Genomic DNA, 18,329 nt, shown 5'->3' with positions numbered 1-18,329 from the left:
CGGAGCCTAGGAACTCCGCTCGCTGCTTACTGGCTCGTTTTCTTTTGGGTTAGCCCCAATTCCTAACACCCTCTAAGTACGGCTGCACTGTGGCCTCCCAGGCGGCGGGCGCGCCAAATGGCCGGTATCGCACCACCAGTACCTGCCGTGCCCGAATGGCCTGGTACAACGGCCCCAAAAACTGCGCGCCCGTGTAATCGGGCACTTGCTCGAACCAGATGAGCTGCCGCGCTGGCTCGCCTGCGGGCTGGGCCTGCAAATGCCCCTCCACGCGCTGCACCAGGTCGTCCAGTTCTTCAGTCAGGCCCAGGCCTTGCAGCTGCCGCAACGTGGACAGCGCCTGCCGCAGCACGGCGGCATCGTCGCTCACCAGCGGGCTGTTATGAATGCTAAACTCCGGGTCGGTGTAGTGGTAGCCGCGCTCCCGGTTCCACTCGATAGGCGCATTGTAGCCGGTGCTGCCGCCTTCACGCATATCGGCCAGGTCCTGAGCAAACTGTCGCTGGCTCAGCTTGTAGCCCGTTAGCTCGAAGAACTTGGCGGCCACGGTGGCGCGCAACTCATTGGCCGGCCACACTTTATGGCGGCGTTGCAGGCACTCGTCAAGCAGCCGGTAGCGGGTTACCGGGTTTTTAGTGGTGGGCATAATTCTACTTTCAACTTTTTATCATTTTTTTTGGCGATGCAGTTCGGCTGCATTGTCCCTCCGTTGGTTTGCAGCATGAACCAGCCCGCCACGCCCGCCGCCTCTGCCCTTTCCGCCGCTCAAAGTACGCACCTGCTTGGTGCTGGGGGCACTATTTGCTGCTCCCGCTGCAACGGTAGTGGCTACCTGCCCCAGTATGGCCACGTGGAGCGCGGCCGGTGCTTTCGCTGCGGCGGGGCGGGGTCGCTGTCGGGGCGGCAGGCCGCGTAGATAAAAAGACTTTTTTTATGCCAATGCAGCTAGACTGCATTGCAGCCCGCCATCTTTGCCCCGTTAGCGGCTGAGGCTACTTCAGCTTCAGCCCTTGCCGCCTGCTGGCGGCTTTGCTTACCCACTACTACCGGCTACCGAACTGCGGCGGCCGCTCGCTCTTTGAAAGTACCTGCGTCTGGGCCTTTGACCTCGTGCGGCGTTGCGCCGCGCCCGTTTCTTAACGGCTGACTTGACACTTGACTTAATTGATTATTTGATTTTAAATAATTATTAATCATTGTCTTGTTTCCTCTTTAAATCATTGATAATTTATACTTTTTATCAATGCTTTAATTTCTTATAACATCAAGTATAAGACATGAAAATTCCCGGCAGGTGCTTTCAATTGGGTTATTCCTTTTCATTGTTTGTTTTCCCGTATGGCTATTTCCTCCCCAGCATCTGAACCCCCGGCGGCCGGCCAGTCCGCCACCGGGCCTTTAGAAGCCGGAGCACCGCCGATTATGGGAATGCCACCAACGGCTATTGACCTGGGTAGCCTATTCGGCAAAGTAACCGATGCCCACCAGCTAGCTTTTGTGCTGAATAAGGCGCTGACCCTGGACCTGGCCGAAAACCCCAGGCACAAGGCTAAGCCCGTATCGGCCAAGTTGCTGTACTACTACGCTTACCACAAAAAGGAAACCCGCTACCGCACGTTTCAGATTCCGAAGCGCACGCGGGGCGAGGTACGCACCATCAAAGCGCCCGACCACGGCCTGCTGCGCCTGCAACGCCTGCTGCTAGCCTGCCTCACGGCCAGCTTCACCACCAGCCACGACGCTTCGCACGGCTTCGTACCCGGCCGTAGCGTGCTCACCAACGCGCAGCCCCACGCCGGCCACCGCTTCGTGCTCAATCTAGACTTGCTCAACTTCTTCACCAACACGTATTTAGGACGAGTAGCGGCGGTGTTGCAACTGGCGCCCTTTGGCTTGGCGAAGGAAGCCGCTTACCTCGTGGCCAACCTCTGCTGCGACCAGGGCTGCCTGCCGCAGGGCGCGCCCACCTCACCCCTGCTCACCAATGCCGTGTGCCAGCGCCTCGACCGCCGCCTGCACGAGCTAGCCGCCTGCCACCGCTGCACCTACACCCGCTACGCCGACGACCTCACGTTTTCGGGCAACCGCCCGGTGTTCCGCGCCGGTTTCCACCAGCAGCTAAACGCCATCCTGGCAGCCGAGGGTTACCAGCAAAACGAGCAGAAACAGCGCCTGCAAACGCCCGAAACCCGCCAGGAAGTAACTGGCATCGTGGTGAACGAGCGTCCCAACGTGCCCCGCGAATACGTGCGCCAGATTCGGGCTATGCTGCACAACTGGGAAACTAAAGGCTACGAGGCCGCAAGTACTACATTGCGACAACATTATCCCACCAGCAAAGCCCACGCCCGCCACCAGGGCAAAGTGCCGAAGCTGGAGCGGGTGCTAGCGGGAAAAATTGCTTATTTGGGGATGATACGGGGCAAAGAGGATAGTGTATTAGTCAGCATTTCAGCTAAACTAACTAGTCTTTTGGTAAAATTAAAAGAAGAAAGAGTTGAAACTGTTTGGCAAATCTGGAAGGAACAGGGTATTGAAGCAGCAATTCTTTATAAAGAAGCTTTATGAAATCAATTCTAGAGCAAATTTTTACAGAAAAGATAGAGTCATTAGGTCAGCTGAAAGTCCAAGGTTCGCCCAATTATCAGAATGAGTTAACTGAGTTTTTGAAACTTATTTTAAAGACTTCCAAAGACGCTGAAGAATTAGCAAATGTCACAAAAAAACTACTCGATGTAGCCGATAATTTAGCACATTCTACAGTAGAAGCCACTGCTAAAGCTGCTGAAATTTACCGACATCTTCCAGATGGAAAAACAAGGACATACTTACTTAAAGCTGCTATTGCTACACAACGAGCTGCAATGAATAACAAAGTTTTTGAGGTTTATCGAATGATGTTCATACAGGCTGAAATCATATATGCTTATCTTGAAAAGCCTTTTTCCCTGAAAGATTGGGCAGAAAATGAGAATATTAATAAAAATAAACACAATGCCCAAGTTGAATTCACAGGAAAAGGAATTAAACAATTTACTTATACTATAACTAAAAATAATGGTGTTAGTCCTGGGTCTAAACCTTACATACTATCGGATTTCTTTTCTGAAAAGGAAAACCGCATTCTTATCGCATCACAAACAATAACAACTGTAAAGAAAATGCGAGATTACGCTAGTCATGGCCAGCATGAAGACGAAGTGAAATCAATGAGGTCAATCATTGGAGATGCTACAGCCAATGTAGAATTTTACACTAATAAATGGGAGGAATTTTTAACTGAGTTGACACGCTATTTACCTTAAGGGTAGCAACAGTATTTATGAGGTTATAAAATGCAAATTACTATTCATGTTTCCTCTCTCCCCCGACCAACAAACCGCCCTCGCCGCCTTCAAAGACTTCCTGAAGAACCCCGAGGAGCCGGTGTTTCTGTTGCGGGGGTATGCGGGCACGGGCAAGACATTTTTGCTTCAACAGCTGCTGGCCGACTTGCAGCGGCCCGCCGTGCTGCTGGCCCCTACCGGGCGGGCGGCGCGGGTAATGACCCGGCAGAGTGGCCGCCCGGCTACCACCATTCACCGGGGCATCTACGACTTTTCGAAGCTGCGGCGGCTGGAAACGCAGGACGACAATACGGGGCAGGACGACGCGCACAAGTCGTTCAAGTACTACTTCGACCTTGCCCATAACCAGGAGCTCGTCGGGACGGTGTTTGTGGTGGATGAAGCGTCGATGGTGGGCAACCAGGCTAGCGAGGGCGAGTTTTTCAGCTGGGCAGCGGGCAGCTACTCAGCGACCTGCTGCGCTACGTGCAGCCGTCGGCTAGCAACGGCTACAAAATTTTGCTGGTGGGCGACCGGGCGCAGCTGGCCCCCGTGGGCGACCGCGAATCGTGGGCGCTGGATGAGGCGTGGCTGAGCCGGCACCTGGGCCTGGGCCCGGTGCTGCCGGGCCGGGAAATGACCGAAGTGAAGCGGCAGCAGGCCGGCAGCGGCATTCTGCAAAACGCCACCGCCGTGCGCGAGTGCATCCGCACCGGCAGCTTCGCCGGCCTGCGCCTGACGCGGGCCACCGACGTGCAGGACGTGCCCATGGGCACACTTCTGCCCACCTATCTGGCGGCCGGGGGCGGCCCGCAGACGGGCAGCCAGGCCATTATCGTTACCTACTCCAACAACCTGGCCCGACAATACAACGAGCAGATACGGGCGCATTTCTTTCCGGGCCAAGCCAGCATTACGGCCGGTGACTGGCTCATTATCAGTCAGAACAACTACCTCGACCCCGAGGAGCCGGTCTACAATGGCGAGTTTGCCACCGTGCTGGCCGTGGGCGCAGTTTTGGAGGCGTCGCGCAAGGTGTACGTCCTGCGCGAAAAAAAGCAAGTGGCCATACACGTGCCGCTGCGGTGGCGGCGGATGCGCCTGCGCCTGACCCGGCCCGATGGCACTCATTACGAAACTGAGCGGCTGCTGCTGGATAGCTTTCTGGATAGTATCGAAGGCTCGCTTCGGTCGGAAGAAACGCGGGCGCTCTACATCGACGCGGTTATTCGGTGGCGCGATAAAACCAAGCACGACCATAAGCACCCCGAGTTCAGCGACTTTCTCAAGAAAGACCCGCAGTTTCAGGCGCTGCGGGTGAAGTACGGCTACGCCATTACCTGCCACAAGGCGCAGGGCGGCACCTGGGACACCGCTTTCAGGGGTTTGCGGGGCAGCGCCACGCGCACTACTTCCGCTTGGTATACACGGCCCTGACGCGGGCCGCCCGGCAGCTGTACCTGCTGAATCCGCCCGATTTTACGCCCTGGCAGGCCATGCGTATTTTCGACCCCAGCGGCAAGCCGCCCGCCCCGACGGTAGAGCTGTTTGCGGAAGTGCGGCGGGCCGAAACAGCCGCCTTCGACCCGCTCGACGAGCTGGAAACCCGGCTAGGCATTGCCGGCCGGCCCCCGGCGCAGGTGCAGCAGTTTCGGCGGGTGGCCGCGCAGCTGCGCGAAGTGGGCGCCGAGGTAACGGACGTGGCCGACCAGCAGCACGCCCTGCGCTACACCGTGCGCCGGGGCCCGGAGCAAGGCGAGGTGCTGGCGTATTATAAAAACGACGTGCCGCTGAGCCGGGCCTTGCCCTTTGGCAGCGCCACGCCCCTGACGCAAGCCGCTGCCGATAAGCTGAATGCGCCCCTGCTGCCGGGCGCCGCCGTAGTGCCCGCCACCTTTGCCGACGATGCCCCGCCTGCGCTGGCGGGCTTCTACGAGCAGTTTGCTGAGGCCGCCGCCCGCCACGAAATTACCATCCTCTGCATTCAGCATAAACTGCACGCCGAGCGCTACCAGCTGCAGGATGCCACGGGCCGGGCGGTGCTGGTACTCGACTATGACAAGAAGGGCCGCATTACCGGCACCCGCCTCGACCAGCACAACTCGCCGCAACTGGTGAGTCGCCTGCACACCATTCTGCAAAATCTGGATTAACCCACCCCGCCATGCCCACCGTTACCACCCTCCGCAAAGCCGGCCAGCTGGCTGAAGCCCTGACGCAGGGGCTAGCCGAACTGGCCGCCAAACCCACCGACGTATGGGCCAAGCGCAACCTGGCCTGGGTGTACCACGACCAGCTCAAGCTGACGGCAAGTGAAAACTCCTGCGAATTCCTGCAGACCCTGGCGGCCGTGGCAAAGCTGGATTTGGGACCAGAAGAAGAAATGCTGTACCCGAATGTCATCTGGCAGGTAGTGAAGCGGCTCTATGCGCTGGCAAAAGTCAGCTACCCGATTGCCGGCTGGGTAAAAATCCGGGTAGACGAGGCCGACAAGTGGACGCGCAGCAGCCTGCCGGGTGCCGACAGCCGCTTTCGCCACCGTACCGAAGCCCACCAGCTCCTGGCGCAGGCTGCCCGGCTACCATATCCTATTCCTTCCGAGGCTCATTCGGCGCTGCTCAAAGCCACCTTGCACCTAAAGGAGAAAGCTTCACCACTGAAACTGCTGCTGGCTGCCCCCCTAGCCGATGTGCTACGCTCCGAAGACTACCAGGGCGAAGAGCATCAGGGTAAAAAGCAGATGCCGCTGGCCGAGCAAGCCTACATGGCCCTGGCCCGCGAGTTGCTGGCCGAGGCCAGCCAGCACCAAGCCGAAATCGTGGCATTTCTGCCGCAGTTGGAGGCTGCCATTACGCGGCACCCCGGCTACCAGTGGCTGCCGTTTTTCAAGGCCAAGCTGCAACTCAGCACCGGCAACGCCGCCTCAGCCCTGCCCACACTGCTGCCCGTAGTGCGCCAGAAAAGCACCGAATTCTGGGCCTGGAACCTGCTGGCCGAAACCCTGGAACCCACCGACCCCGCCGCCGCGCTGGCCTGCCTGTATAAAGCCAGCGCCTGCGGCAGCGAAGAAAAATTCCTGGGCAAGCTGCGCCTCAAGCTGGCCCGGCTGCTCGCCGATATCCACCCCGGCGAAGCCCGCTGGCAGTTCGATAAGGCCCAGGCCACCTACGCCGCCGAAGGTTGGGGCACCAAAGGGGAAGCTCTACTGCTGGCCTTGCAGCTAGCCAACCACCCGCCAGTTCCCGCCGAAGCTGCCCGCCGCGAGTGGCTAGCCCTAGCTGAGCAAACCACCTACGGCGACCTGCCCTGGCAGCCGGTAGTGCTACAGTTCGTCAGCCCCGAAACACCCGAAAAGCCAGCGATGGCGCGCCTGCTACCCGCTGGTACCACTGCCCGCCCTTTGAGCATACCACTGAGAAAACACCGGTGGTTGCAAAAGCTGCCGCCGGGTACCCCGCTGCAAGTGCGCACCGAAATAACCGCAGAGCGCCTCAAGGTAGTGCAGCTGGCCAAGCGCCCCGATGGCCAGCCCTGGGATACACTGCCGGGCCACGTTGCCGTTATCAGCGGCCTCATGCCTGATAAGTCGCTGGCATTCTTTGCCGTGCAACCCGGCCTGGGCGGTGCGTTTCGGCCCGCCGGGTTCGACCTCGGCGAGCTGACAGTGGGCGATGTGCTGCACCTGCGCCTGCAGACAAAGGAGAAAGATGGCGAAATCAAGCAGTACGTGCTAGCAGCCGAAAGCAGAAACGCTACGCCAGATGCCCGCGTCTGCCGGCCCTTTTCAGGAGCTTTAAAAGTAATGGAAGCCGGCTTCGGCTTTGCCGACAACGTATTTCTGCCCGCACCGCTCATTGCCCAACATGGCTGGCAAGCGGGCGAAATAATTAGCGGGCGGGCCGTGATGCAGCGCAATAAAAAGAAAAACAAGGAGGAGTGGAACGCCGTGCAGGTAGACTAGGCGAACTTTGGGGCTTGCGCCACCGCGTAGCGTCTTGAAAGCTTTTTACTGCCGCATGAACAAGTATTTACTAGCCCTGCTTTGTTGTGGTGGCCTGCTGCCCGCACGGGCGCAACAGTCCCAGTTCACGGCGCACAACCTGCGGCTGCCCCAGGAGCTGGCCTACTACGACAACCAGTTTTCGGGCCTCGCTACCAGCGCCGATAAGCTATACCTGATGTCAGAAAGCCGGCTCCAGGACAAGGCCGAGGCCAAGCTCTACACCGTGCGGCTCGCTGACCTCGACCACCAGCTGGCCGACACTACCTACGTGCTGCCCTACCAGAAGCTGCCCATCACGGGTCTGCCCGCGCTGCGCGCCCGCATGGCCGCCGCCGGGCAGCGCTACGAAGGCCTGGAGGCCATGCTGCTGGTGCAGGACGTGGTGTACCTGTCCGTCGAAACCGACACCCCCTCGCCCACCTGCTACCTGCTCAAGGGCCAGCTGCGCGCCGACGCCGTGGTGCTCGACACCACCTTTCTGCTGCCCCTGGCCAAGCCCCTGGCGGCCGATGGCAACCACATCTACAACGCCGGCTTTGAGGCACTGGCTGAGGCCAACAAGCACGTGCTGGCTTTTTTTGAATACAACAGCTTTGCGGACCAAAACTATATTTATGATTTGAATATCAGCCAGTTAACTAACAATAGCTCACCTACTAAGCTGCCTTTCACCCCGCTGCCTTTTCGCATCACCGACATCACGGCAGTTAGCAAAAACCGCTTCACGGCCCTGAATTTTTTCTTCAAGGGCGAGGGCGGCGATGCCATCTACCGCACGCCAGCGAGCGACGTGCCCAATGCAAAACTCATTCTGGACCAGGGCGGCTATAAAAACTACTCCCGGCTACTCACTATCGAGCTTAAAGACAATAAGTTGACCTGGCAGCCGCTGTGGGAATTTCCCGAAAAGTACCGGGGCTATAATTGGGAGGGCATTGCCGCCTACAAAGGCGGTTATTTCGTTATCAACGACAAGTACACGCCCAGCCGGCCCTACCAAACTACCCTGCTGTATCTGCAACCAACAAACTAGCGCAGCACCTGCATTGGGTGCCCGCTCCGGTCCGACGCCGGAGGCGGCCGGCCGGTTGACGGCTGCGCCGCTGGCGCCAGTTACGCGAGCATCGCGGCCATAATAACTACTTGAAGAGCTGCACTGCTGACGCCAGTTAGGCGGGTGTCGTCGCCACGATAACCGGTCGGACGCCTCCGGCGTCGGACCGGGGCGGCGGCCCTGGAAACCGCCGGCACCCAGTGCGCTGCACTGATGATTCCTACGCTACCACCCGGCCATGGGGCCACGGTGGCTGAATCATCTTGTTACTTCGCGCCGTGGCTACCTTTTCTTTCTCCGCGCTCCGCTCCTGGCGGGCAGTTTCTACTACCTACACGCTGGTTTTTGTGCTGCGCTGGCTGCTGCTGGCTAGCCTGGTGGGCGCGCTGGCGGGCACGGCCTCGGCCGGCTTTTTGGTGGCGCTGGAGTGGGTGACCCACTGGCGCGAAGCCCACCCCTGGGCGCTGGCGCTGCTGCCGGTGGGCGGCCTGCTGGTGGGCGGGGCTTACCACCGCTGGGGCAACCGCGTGGTCAAGGGCAACAACCTGATACTGGACGAGCTGCACGCGCCCAGCACCACCATTCCGCTGCGACTGGTGCCGCTGGTGCTGGGCGGCACGCTGGTTACGCACCTGTTTGGCGGCTCGGCGGGGCGCGAGGGCACGGCCGTGCAAATGGGCGCGGCCCTGGCCGACCAGCTGGCCCGCTGGCTGCCGCGGCGCGAGCGCCGGCTGCTGCTCATTGCGGGCATGAGCGCGGGGTTTGCCTCGGTATTCGGCACGCCGCTGGCGGGGGCGGTGTTTGGGTTGGAAGTGTATTTGCTGGGCTCAGTGCGCTACGAGGCCATTTTGCCCAGCTTCGTGGCCGCCGTGGTGGCCGATGTGGTCACGCGGGCCTGGGGCGTAGGCCACACCGCCTACCCCGCGCTGGCGGCGCTACCACTCACGGCTACCGGGCTGGGCTGCACGCTGCTGGCGGGGGCGCTGTTTGGGCTGGCGGCGCGGGCGTTTGCCACGCTTACGCACGCTATTGGCAAGGTTTTCAGTCGGATACCTTATCCACCGTTGCGGCCGGTGGTAGGTGGCGTGCTAGTGGCGGCGGCCATGTGGGGGCTGGGCACCATGCGCTACGCCGGGCTGGGCGTGCCCGTGATTGTGGAGGCGTTTCAGCACCAGCTGGGCGCGCAGGATTTTGCACTGAAGCTGCTGCTAACGGCCCTCACGCTGGGCGCGGGCTTTAAGGGCGGTGAGGTGACGCCGCTGTTTTTTATCGGGGCGGCGCTGGGCTCGGCGCTGGCGGGCATCTTGCCGCTGCCGGTGGCCCTGCTGGCGGGCATGGGCTTCGTAGGCGTGTTTGCGGGCGCGGCCAACACGCCGCTGGCCTGCCTGCTAATGGGGCTGGAGCTATTCGGGGCGCAGGCGGGCGTGTACCTGGGGCTGGCCTGCGTGGTGGCCTACCTGTTTTCGGGCCACTCGGGCATCTACGGCTCGCAGGTAGTGGGGCAGGCCAAGCACCCGCTGCTGGGCCGGCAGGCCGGGCGGCGGCTAGGTGAGTTGTAGAGGGCGAAGCTGTTTTCAACCTAAGCAACATGCATTAATCTGTTTGTGGTCAAGATGATATTGCTGCACGGGTGGGGTGCAACCATCAGCGGAGCTGCTGGGCTCTATCGTTTACTAACCCCTGCTTTTCCTGTGCATGAAAACACTACCTACTCTTGCCCTGGCCGCCACGCTACTCATCGGAGCCACCGGGGCACACGCCCAAACGACCGTGCGCTTCGGCGTGCGCGGCGGGGCCAACCGCGCCCTCACCACCCTCGACCCGGCCAGCAATTATTCGGGCACCTACCCTTTCAGCGGGTCAGCCGATAAGAAGGCGATTTTTGCCTGGCAGGCGGGCGTGGTGCTGGAAGCGTCCTTCGGCAAGTTTGCGGTGCAGCCCGCGCTCTTATTTTCCCAGAAAGGCGAAAAGCTGATTTCCAGTACCTACGCGAGCGGCGTGGCCGGCTACAACACCCAGAAAACCACGAGCACCAACCGCTACAACTGGCTGGAACTGCCGCTCAACGTAGTGTACACCCTGCACGGCGACCACGGCCTCCAGCTTTTTGCGGGGCCCTACGTGGCGCTGGCCGTGGGCGGGCGCCAGCGTGGCACCACTGAAGGCGCTTTCTACGGTCCTCCCACCTATTCGGTACCCAGCACCTCCTTCAGCGAGGACTTTGACAAGCCGCTTTCCTACGGCCCCTCTACTACCAACCAGCGCTTCGACGCGGGCTTCCAGGGCGGCGTGGGCTACCGCCAGGGGCCCGTGCAGGTGCAGCTCGGCTACAGCCTGGGCTTGCTCAATTTGCACCACACTTCCGACCAACGGGAGTTCGGGCGCGACGTCAATGCCTATGCCGCTTATAACCGCGGGGTGCAGCTCACGGGTACGTACTTTTTCAGCTTGTAACGGCTGCTGACCACCCACAAAAAACCCGCCAGGCGACCGGACGCCTGGCGGGTTTTTGCATGGAGCTGGCTACTGGCTAGTTCCAGCCGCCGCCCAGGGCCCGGTACATATTGACCGAAGCGTTGAGCTGCTTCATCTTGTTTTCGGTGAGGTCGAATCGGGCGTTCAGCGCGTCGCGCTGCGTGAACAGCACCTCGGTGTAGTCGGCCCGCACCGATTTGAAGAGGCTGTTGGAGATGCGGATGGAGAGACTCAGCGCCTGCACTTCCAGCGCTTTAGCCTCGTAACTTTTCTCCAGGTTATCGATGTTCGAGAGCTGGTTAGCTACCTCAATATAGGCGTTCAGCACCGTCTTCTCGTAGTTGTACACGGCTTGCAGCTGCAAGGCATTGGCCGAGGAATACAGCGCCTTGATGCCATTGCGGTTGATGAGCGGGGCTGATAAATCGCCGGCCACCGAGTACAGCAGCGCCCCCGGCGTGGTGAAGAGCAGGCCGGGCTTGAACGCCCCAAAGCCTACCCCACCCGAGATGCCCAGCGACGGGTAGAAGTTGGCGCGGGCCACCTGCACGTCGAGCTTGGCCGCTACCAACTGCTGCTCGGCCTGCCGAATGTCGGGCCGGTTGCTGAGCAGCTGCGCGGGCACGCCCACTTGCATCAGCTTGGGCACCAAGCCGTTGAACTCGGCATCGTTGCGCACAATGGGCTGCGGAAAGCGGCCGAGCAGGAAGTTGATGCGGTTCTCAGTTTCGGTGATGCGCTGCTTGGTGGCGTACTGCAGGCTGGTGGTATTCTGAATCTGGGCCTCGAAGCGCTTGACGGCCAGCTCGGTTACCCGGGCCGCCTCCTTCTCCTGGCGCACCACTTTCAGCGCATTAGCCTGAATTTCAATATTTTGCTGCAAAATGGCCAGCTGATTATCCAGGGCCAGCAGCTCGTAGTACGAGGTGGCGATTTCAGCAATCAGGTTGGTGACCATGAAGTTCCGGCCCTCCACCGACGCCAGGTAGCGCGTGGCGGCCGACTTGCGGGCGTTGCGCAGCTTGTGCCAGATATCGACCTCCCAGCTGGCCACCGCGCCCAGCTGAAAGTTGGCCAGCGGGTCGGGCGTGCGGCGGTCGGGCTGAATGTTAATCTGGTCCTCCGTGGCCCCCTGAATGGTGTAGCGGCTCACGCGGTCCAAGGCCGCCTGGCCGCCCAGGCTCAGCGAGGGCAGGTACTCGCCCTTGCGGGCTTGTATCTCGTTGCGGGCTATTTGCAGCTCCTGCTGCGTGATGTTCAGCTCCTGGTTGCGTTGCAGGGCACTGTCAATCAGCGCTTTCAGGTTGGGGTCGGTAAAGAACTCCTGCCACCGCACCTTGGCGGTGCTGAGGGTGTCTTGGGGGCTGCCCGCGTAGGTGGCGGGCACGCTACGGTTCACGCCCCGGCCGGCCAGCTGGGGTAGTTTACAGCCCGCCACGGCCAGCGCCAGGCAGGCGGCGCTCAGGCCTTGATAGATGCGTTGCTTAAGCATAAGGCTCCATTTCTTCGAGCACCACGCGGGGCTCCACTCCTTCACTTATGGGGTATTCGTTCTCGTCCTGGATGAGCTTGTGGCCCTCGGCCAGGGTGCCGAAAATGTAGTACAGGCCCGGGATGATAATCACCCCGAACACGGTGCCGAACACCATGCCGCCCAGGGCCGCCGTGCCAATGGTGCGGTTGCCGATAGCACCCGCGCCGTGGGCCAGCACCAGCGGTATCAGGCCCGCAATAAAGGCGAATGAGGTCATTAGAATGGGGCGGAAACGGGCTTTGGCTCCGGCAATGGCCGCGGCGCGCACCGTCAGGCCTTTCTCGTGCTCCTGCACTGCAAACTCGACAATCAGCACCGCGTTTTTACCCAGCAGACCTACCAGCATCACCAGCGCCACCTGGGCGTAGATGTCGTTGGCCAGGCCCAGCACTTTCAGCAGCAGGAACGAGCCGAAAATACCCGCCGGCAGCGAAAGCACCACCGCAAACGGCAGCAGGAAGCTCTCGTACTGGGCCGCGAGCACGAAGTACACGAAGGCCAGCACCACCAGGAAAATCACCACGGCCTCGTTGCCGCGGCCTACTTCGTCTTTCGACAAGCCGCCCCAGTCGATGTCGTAGCCGCGGGGCAGGGTTTTGGCCGCCACTTCCTGCACAGCCTTAATGGCCTCGCCGCTGCTAAAGCCCTCGGCGGCGCCGCCCCGGATGGAGGCGGTGGTGTACATGTTATAGCGGTTAATCTCGTTGGGACCCTGCGACTTCACTATTTTCATGAAGGCCGAGAAGGGTACCATTTCGCCCTTGTCATTCTTAGCCCACATATTCAGAATATCCTCCGGCAAGCGGCGGTATTCGGGCGAAGCCTGCACGTACACCTTAAAGAAGCGCTGATACTTGATGAAACCCAACTCGTAGGTCGAGCCCACCATGATGCTCAGCGTGTTCATGGCGTTGCCAATGGTGATGCCCTTCTGCATCGCTAAGTCGTTGTCAATCTTGAGCTCGTACTGCGGATAATCAGCGGAGAAGAAGGTGAACAGGCCGGCCAGCTCCTTGCGCTTTCTGAGCTGCGCCATGAATTCCTCGTTCACTTTTTCCAGCGCCTTGTAGTCGCCGGTGCCGGTTTTGTCCAGCAATTGCAGCTGGAAGCCGCCCGCCGCGCCGTAGCCTGGTACGGCTGGTGGCTCAAAGAATTCGACGGTCGCGCCGGGTATTTGCTTGGCCTTTTTCTCCAGCTCCTCAATGATTTTGGTCACGGGCAGGTTTTTGCGCTCGTCCCAGGGCTTGAGGTCAATCAAGCAAGTGCCGGCGTTCGAGCCGCGGCCTTCAGTGAGCACTTCGTAGCCGGCCAGGGTCGAGATGTTTTCGATGCCGGGCACCTCCCGCGCCAGTACCGACAGGTGCTGGGCAATGGCGTTGGTACGCTCCAGCGTGGAGCCGGGCGGCGTCTGAATAATGGCGTAAATCAGGCCCTGGTCTTCGCTTGGAATGAAGCCGGAAGGCAGCTTTTGGGAGATGCCGAAGATGCCCACCCCGAAGGCCAGCAAGATGGCAAACGTCACCAACCGGCGGTCGATAATGCGCTCCAGAATGTTGGTGTAGCGCCCGGTCAGCTTTTCAAACCCGCGGTTGAAGGCGTCGAAAAAGCGCTGAATAGGCGTTTGTTTCTTGGCGTGGCCGTGGTTGTTTTTTAGAATCATGGCGCAGAGCACTGGGGTCAGCGTAAGCGCCACCAGGCCCGAAATCACAATGGCCGTGGCCATCGTAATGGAGAACTGGCGGTAGAAAATGCCCACCGGACCGCTCATGAAGGCCACCGGCACGAACACCGCCGTCATCAGGATGGTGATGGCGATGATGGCCCCGCTGATTTCGCCCAGCACCTTGCGCACCGCGTTGTAGGGCGAGAGGTGCTCCTCCTCCATCTTGGCGTGCACGGCCTCCACCACCACAATGGCGTCGTCGACCACGATACCGATGGAGAGCACCAGCGCAAAGAGCGTTATCATGTTGATGGTGAGGCCGAAAGCCTGCATCGCCATAAACGAGCCCACCAGCGACACCGGCACGGCCAGAATCGGAATCAGCGTCGAGCGCCAGTCGCCCAGGAACAGGAACACCACCAGCGCCACCAGGATAAAGGCGTCGCGCAGGGTGTCGATTACGTTCTCAATCGAGGCGTCGAGGAAGTTCGACACGTCGTAGCTGATTTTGTAGTCCATGCCGGGAGGGAAGGACGTTTTCTTCATCTCTTCCAGCTTGGCCTTCACCTCCTTAATCACGTCCTTGGCATTGCTACCATAGGTCTGCTTCAGCACGATAGCCGCCGAGGGGTCGCTGTTCAGGTTGGAGTAGATATCGTAGAACTCCGAGCCCAGCTCCACGTTGGCCACATCCTTAAGGCGCAGCATCTCGCCATTCGGGTTGGCCTTGAGAATCACGTTTTTATACTGTTCCACGTCGTTGAAGCGGCCCTGGTACGTGAGCACGTATTCGAGCGCTTCGGCGCGCTGCCCGTCCGAGCGGCCGATGCGGCCCGGCGAGCCAATCACGCTCTGCTCGTCCAGCGATTTCATCACGTCGTCCACCGAGATATTATAGGCCCGCATGCGGTCCGGCTTCAGCCAAATGCGCATGGCGTACTGCCGGCTACCCAGGATGCTGGCCCGCCCAATGCCGCCAATCCGCTGCAGCTCGGGCAGCAGGTTCACGCCGGCAAAGTTGAACAGGTACTTCATGTCCGTGTGCTTGTCCTTGCTATACAAGTTCACGTACATCAGCATGTTAGGTACCACGCGGTTCACGATAATGCCCTCGCGCTGCACCAGCACCGGCAGGCGGTTCACCACCTGCGCAATACGGGTGTTCACGTTCACCACCGCCTGGTCAGGGTCGGTGCCCAGGTTAAATACAATCTGAATGTTGGCCTCGCCGGCGCTCACGGCGTCGGAGGTCATGTACTTCATGCCCGGCACGCCGTTCACGGCCTGCTCCAGCGGAATCAGTACCGACTCGGTCAGCACCTTGGCGCTGGCCCCCGGATACGCGCAGCTTACCATCACCATGGGCGGCGAAATCTCGGGAAACTGCGAGGTCGGTAAGGTCTTGATAGCCAGCATTCCCATAAAGAGAATGACCACCGAGATAACAATGGCGAATACCGGCCGACGGATGAATTTACTAAACATATTTTAAAATATATTTACTTGATAACACATGCAGCAACTTGGTCAGAAAGAGGCAACAGCGTGCCCAGCGTGCAGCCAAAAGCCCCGCCTGCGCACTACTATCGAGTGCCGCGCTACCCAACCAGCTTGCTTATTCGGAATACACTTGCAGGCCCGAGAACACCTTCTTCGGCGCCTCGTAGGTGAAGCTGATTTTATCACCGTCTTTCACCTTGCGGATGCCTTCGAGCAGAATTTTATCGCTGCTGGTCACGCCGTCTTTCACCACGTACAGGTCCGGCATTTCCGACGCAATATTGATTTCGCGCTGGTGCACTACGTTCTTAGCGTCAACCACATACACGTAGCGCTTCTCCAAAATCTCGAACGTGGCTTTCTGCGGAATGAGCAGCGCGTGCTTCAACGGCACGGTCATGAGTACGCTGCCGGTTTCGCCGTTGCGCAGCAGCCCACCGGGATTGGGAAAGGTGGCCCGGAAGGCGATGTTGCCGGTTTCGTTGTTGAAGTCGGCCTCAATGGTTTTGATTACGCCGGGGTATTTAAACACCTCATTGTTGGCCATCATCAGCTTCACATTCACCACGTTGTCGGCCTTAGCCTGCTCCTTATAGGCCAGGTATTCAGCCTCGGGTACGTTGAAGTACACCCACATCTGGCTGTTATCCGAGAGCGTGGTCAGCAGGTCGCCCTCGTTCACCACGCTGCCCAGCCGGCCCTGAAAGTGGTCCATAATGCCGCTAAACGGCGCGTTGATGGACGTGAACTGCAAGTGCGTGCGGGCTAGCGAAACGTCGGCCTTAGCCTTGTTGAGCTTAGCCCTTGATAGAGCTAACTCGTTCTTGGATACGATGTTACTATCGGCCAAGCTCTTGGTGTTGCGGTACTCAATGTCCACGTAGTTGGCCTCGGCCTGCGATTTCTGCAAGTCGGCCTGGTACACCAGTGGGGTAATCTGAAACATGGGCTGGCCCTTGGTAACGACCTGGCCCTCATCGACAAATATCTTCTGCAAATAGCCTTTTTCCAGGGCCCGCAGCTCGATGTGCTGGTAGGCGTGAATCTGGGCCACGTACTCCTTAGTAATGGTGGTATCAATAGCCAGCGGACTGGTAGTCAGCAGCTTGATTTGCTCTTCCTGCTCTTCTTTCTTCTCCGCGCAGCTGGCGAAGCAGGTTACGGCACCCAAGCTCAGAAACAGAAATATCCTTCTCATAAAAGCAGTAAAAACCATGGTAAGCGAATTGGTACTTCCGAAAAAATAGCGGGTCAAAAACGGGCTGAACGCTGCTTACCAGCCTCCCCAACGCGGGGAAAGCCGGCGGCAACAAACCGGTCCGTTTTAATAAGTTGATTGGCAACCTGGCAATTTGGCCGCAGCGGCGACCAAAATCCAATTTCCATCACCCGGATGGAATTGCGCAAATAGATGTTTTTACATGCTTCGCAATCAGCTTTTCTGGCGGTTTAAGACACTGAAAACCAGCCATAATGCTGGAATTAATCAAAATCTGGGAGAGCTAAACCGTGGGAATGAGCCGCCGCTGAATGACTAGCGTTGGCCTGCTGGGTGATACAAAGCAAGTGGGCCTACATTAAAATAACATGAATTATGAAGAAGCTCCGGACGAATTATGAAGAAGTGGTCGTTGGGAGCCTGCAACCGGGCTACCGGGGGCCGCTAAAATATTTTTGGCCGCCACGTCAATGCACAAACTTCTTGGTAAACAGACCACTAAGCCTGACAACGGCTAGGCTATTTTGAATAAGCCCGAAATTAATTGTACACAATTAAACATTGTGCAACCGAACGCCGTTTACTACCCGAACGTCATGGATACCACCCCTACCCACAATGCCCCGAACGAATTGCTGAAGCTGGAAAACCAGCTTTGCTTTCCGTTCTACGCCGTATCGCGGCAGTTGACCAAGGCCTACCAGCCCTACTTGCAGGCACTGGGGCTCACCTACCCGCAGTACCTGGTGTTCCTGCTGCTGTGGGAACATGAGCAGCTGACGGTGAAGGACTTGGGCGAGAAGCTACTCCTCGACTCAGGCACGCTCACGCCCCTGCTCAAGCGCATGGAGCAGAAGCAGTGGCTGAGCCGCCGCCGCGACCCGCGCGACGAGCGCTCGGTTATCATTGGCCTGCTGCCGGCGGGCCGGGCGCTCGAAGCCCAGGCCAGCCACATTCCGGCCGCCATGCTGGCCAAGGTGCACCTCACCCTGCCCGAGCTAGCGGCCCTGCGCACCCAACTCACGCACATTCTTACCCACCTGGCGTAGCCAGGTATTTTTTACTAACTCGATGAAAATCACCAAAGTATTCACGGCCCAGGCCAAAGTAGAAGGTGGCCGCGATGGCCACGTTACCACCGCCAACGACGCGCTCGACCTCACCCTGAGCACGCCCAAGGAAATGGGCGGCCCCGGCAAAGCCGGTGCTACCAACCCCGAGCAGCTCTTCGCCGCCGGCTACGCTGCCTGCTTCGAAGGCGCGCTGGGCGTAGCCGCCCGCCAGGCCAAAATGAAGCTCGAAAAAGTAACCGTAGAAGCCCTCATCGGCTTCGGCCAGGCCGAAGACGGCGGCTACGGCATCTCGGCCGACCTGCATGTGAACCTGCCCGGCCTGGAGCAGGCCCAGGCCGAAGCGCTGGTAGAAGCCGCCCACGGCATCTGCCCCTACTCGCGCGCTACTAAAGGCAACATCGAGGTGAACCTCACCACCACGACCAACGCCTAAGCCGCCGCACGCCCGCGTGAGGCGTTAAGGCCCGAACGGTCAGGCTGCG

At 59.5% G+C, this 18,329-nt stretch carries 16 protein-coding genes; 12 read left to right on the top strand and 4 right to left on the bottom strand.

Going from position 1 to position 18,329, the window contains the following annotated elements:
- Positions 1 to 49: 49 nt before the first annotated feature.
- On the bottom strand, positions 50 to 646 hold the full coding sequence (locus ACYVGC_RS21695; RefSeq protein ID WP_460585960.1) for a helix-turn-helix transcriptional regulator: 597 nt from the start codon (positions 644 to 646) through the stop codon (positions 50 to 52).
- Positions 647 to 721: 75 nt separating this feature from the next.
- On the opposite strand from ACYVGC_RS21695, the gene ACYVGC_RS21690 reads away from it, so the two are divergent.
- The 10 genes from ACYVGC_RS21690 (at position 722) to ACYVGC_RS21645 (ending at position 10,837) form a co-directional block, all read left to right on the top strand.
- Positions 722 to 916, top strand: coding sequence for a hypothetical protein (locus ACYVGC_RS21690; RefSeq protein WP_460585959.1), 195 nt, complete (start codon positions 722 to 724; stop codon positions 914 to 916).
- A gap of 422 nt (positions 917 to 1,338) precedes the next feature.
- Positions 1,339 to 2,568: a reverse transcriptase domain-containing protein gene (locus ACYVGC_RS21685; protein WP_460585958.1), complete on the top strand. Its 1,230-nt coding sequence runs from the start codon at positions 1,339 to 1,341 to the stop codon at positions 2,566 to 2,568.
- Positions 2,565 to 3,305, top strand: a complete 741-nt coding sequence (locus tag ACYVGC_RS21680) for a hypothetical protein (protein WP_460585957.1) — start codon at positions 2,565 to 2,567, stop codon at positions 3,303 to 3,305. Before ACYVGC_RS21685 ends, ACYVGC_RS21680 begins: the two co-directional genes overlap by 4 nt.
- Before the next feature lie 46 nt (positions 3,306 to 3,351).
- Positions 3,352 to 3,921, top strand: a complete 570-nt coding sequence (locus ACYVGC_RS21675; RefSeq protein WP_460585956.1) for an AAA family ATPase — start codon at positions 3,352 to 3,354, stop codon at positions 3,919 to 3,921.
- Positions 3,813 to 4,763, top strand: coding sequence for a hypothetical protein (locus ACYVGC_RS21670; RefSeq protein WP_460585955.1), 951 nt, complete (start codon positions 3,813 to 3,815; stop codon positions 4,761 to 4,763). Before ACYVGC_RS21675 ends, ACYVGC_RS21670 begins: the two co-directional genes overlap by 109 nt.
- Complete coding sequence (locus tag ACYVGC_RS21665; RefSeq protein ID WP_460585954.1) at positions 4,745 to 5,479, top strand: hypothetical protein; 735 nt, start codon at positions 4,745 to 4,747, stop codon at positions 5,477 to 5,479. The genes ACYVGC_RS21670 and ACYVGC_RS21665 overlap by 19 nt, the downstream gene beginning before the upstream one ends.
- 11 nt (positions 5,480 to 5,490) lie before the next feature.
- A complete protein-coding gene (locus ACYVGC_RS21660; RefSeq protein ID WP_460585953.1) occupies positions 5,491 to 7,287 on the top strand; it encodes a DUF7017 domain-containing protein in 1,797 nt (598 codons plus the stop codon).
- A gap of 55 nt (positions 7,288 to 7,342) precedes the next feature.
- Complete coding sequence (locus ACYVGC_RS21655; RefSeq protein ID WP_460585952.1) at positions 7,343 to 8,362, top strand: hypothetical protein; 1,020 nt, start codon at positions 7,343 to 7,345, stop codon at positions 8,360 to 8,362.
- Positions 8,363 to 8,661: 299 nt separating this feature from the next.
- Positions 8,662 to 9,942: a chloride channel protein gene (locus ACYVGC_RS21650; RefSeq protein ID WP_460585951.1), complete on the top strand. Its 1,281-nt coding sequence runs from the start codon at positions 8,662 to 8,664 to the stop codon at positions 9,940 to 9,942.
- A gap of 136 nt (positions 9,943 to 10,078) precedes the next feature.
- On the top strand, positions 10,079 to 10,837 hold the full coding sequence (locus ACYVGC_RS21645; RefSeq protein WP_460585950.1) for a porin family protein: 759 nt from the start codon (positions 10,079 to 10,081) through the stop codon (positions 10,835 to 10,837).
- A 76-nt stretch (positions 10,838 to 10,913) separates the two neighbouring features.
- Here the strand turns inward: ACYVGC_RS21645 and ACYVGC_RS21640 are convergent, their stop codons facing one another.
- From ACYVGC_RS21640 to ACYVGC_RS21630, 3 genes are all read right to left on the bottom strand, one after another.
- The gene (locus ACYVGC_RS21640) at positions 10,914 to 12,350 is read right to left on the bottom strand and encodes a TolC family protein (protein WP_460585949.1); all 1,437 of its coding nucleotides are present in this window, start codon (positions 12,348 to 12,350) and stop codon (positions 10,914 to 10,916) included.
- Positions 12,343 to 15,540, bottom strand: a complete 3,198-nt coding sequence (locus tag ACYVGC_RS21635) for an efflux RND transporter permease subunit (protein WP_460585948.1) — start codon at positions 15,538 to 15,540, stop codon at positions 12,343 to 12,345. The genes ACYVGC_RS21640 and ACYVGC_RS21635 overlap by 8 nt, the downstream gene beginning before the upstream one ends.
- A gap of 130 nt (positions 15,541 to 15,670) precedes the next feature.
- The gene (locus tag ACYVGC_RS21630) at positions 15,671 to 16,753 is read right to left on the bottom strand and encodes an efflux RND transporter periplasmic adaptor subunit (RefSeq protein WP_460585947.1); all 1,083 of its coding nucleotides are present in this window, start codon (positions 16,751 to 16,753) and stop codon (positions 15,671 to 15,673) included.
- 617 nt (positions 16,754 to 17,370) lie between these two features.
- Between ACYVGC_RS21630 and ACYVGC_RS21625 the strand changes: the two genes are divergently transcribed.
- Positions 17,371 to 17,823 carry a MarR family winged helix-turn-helix transcriptional regulator gene (locus tag ACYVGC_RS21625; RefSeq protein WP_460585946.1) on the top strand — a complete coding sequence of 151 codons (453 nt, stop codon included), beginning with the start codon at positions 17,371 to 17,373 and terminating at the stop codon, positions 17,821 to 17,823.
- 22 nt (positions 17,824 to 17,845) lie between these two features.
- Positions 17,846 to 18,280 carry an organic hydroperoxide resistance protein gene (locus ACYVGC_RS21620; protein ID WP_460585945.1) on the top strand — a complete coding sequence of 145 codons (435 nt, stop codon included), beginning with the start codon at positions 17,846 to 17,848 and terminating at the stop codon, positions 18,278 to 18,280.
- Positions 18,281 to 18,329: the final 49 nt, after the last annotated feature.

Source organism: Hymenobacter arcticus (assembly GCF_054779975.1).
Note: the sequence above shows the minus strand (reverse complement) of the source record. Positions and strands in the feature narration are given on the sequence as shown.

Bases quoted from the DNA above. Each gene is read 5' to 3' on its own strand.
- ACYVGC_RS21645 (WP_460585950.1), top strand. From the start codon at position 10,079: ATGAAAACACTACCTACTCTTGCCCTGGCCGCCACGCTACTCATCGGA.
- ACYVGC_RS21680 (WP_460585957.1), top strand. From the start codon at position 2,565: ATGAAATCAATTCTAGAGCAAATTTTTACAGAAAAGATAGAGTCATTA.
- ACYVGC_RS21660 (WP_460585953.1), top strand. From the start codon at position 5,491: ATGCCCACCGTTACCACCCTCCGCAAAGCCGGCCAGCTGGCTGAAGCC.
- ACYVGC_RS21685 (WP_460585958.1), top strand. From the start codon at position 1,339: ATGGCTATTTCCTCCCCAGCATCTGAACCCCCGGCGGCCGGCCAGTCC.
- ACYVGC_RS21695 (WP_460585960.1), bottom strand. From the start codon at position 646: ATGCCCACCACTAAAAACCCGGTAACCCGCTACCGGCTGCTTGACGAG.
- ACYVGC_RS21675 (WP_460585956.1), top strand. From the start codon at position 3,352: ATGTTTCCTCTCTCCCCCGACCAACAAACCGCCCTCGCCGCCTTCAAA.
- ACYVGC_RS21690 (WP_460585959.1), top strand. From the start codon at position 722: ATGAACCAGCCCGCCACGCCCGCCGCCTCTGCCCTTTCCGCCGCTCAA.
- ACYVGC_RS21620 (WP_460585945.1), top strand. From the start codon at position 17,846: ATGAAAATCACCAAAGTATTCACGGCCCAGGCCAAAGTAGAAGGTGGC.
- ACYVGC_RS21630 (WP_460585947.1), bottom strand. From the start codon at position 16,753: ATGAGAAGGATATTTCTGTTTCTGAGCTTGGGTGCCGTAACCTGCTTC.
- ACYVGC_RS21655 (WP_460585952.1), top strand. From the start codon at position 7,343: ATGAACAAGTATTTACTAGCCCTGCTTTGTTGTGGTGGCCTGCTGCCC.
- ACYVGC_RS21635 (WP_460585948.1), bottom strand. From the start codon at position 15,540: ATGTTTAGTAAATTCATCCGTCGGCCGGTATTCGCCATTGTTATCTCG.
- ACYVGC_RS21640 (WP_460585949.1), bottom strand. From the start codon at position 12,350: ATGCTTAAGCAACGCATCTATCAAGGCCTGAGCGCCGCCTGCCTGGCG.
- ACYVGC_RS21625 (WP_460585946.1), top strand. From the start codon at position 17,371: ATGGATACCACCCCTACCCACAATGCCCCGAACGAATTGCTGAAGCTG.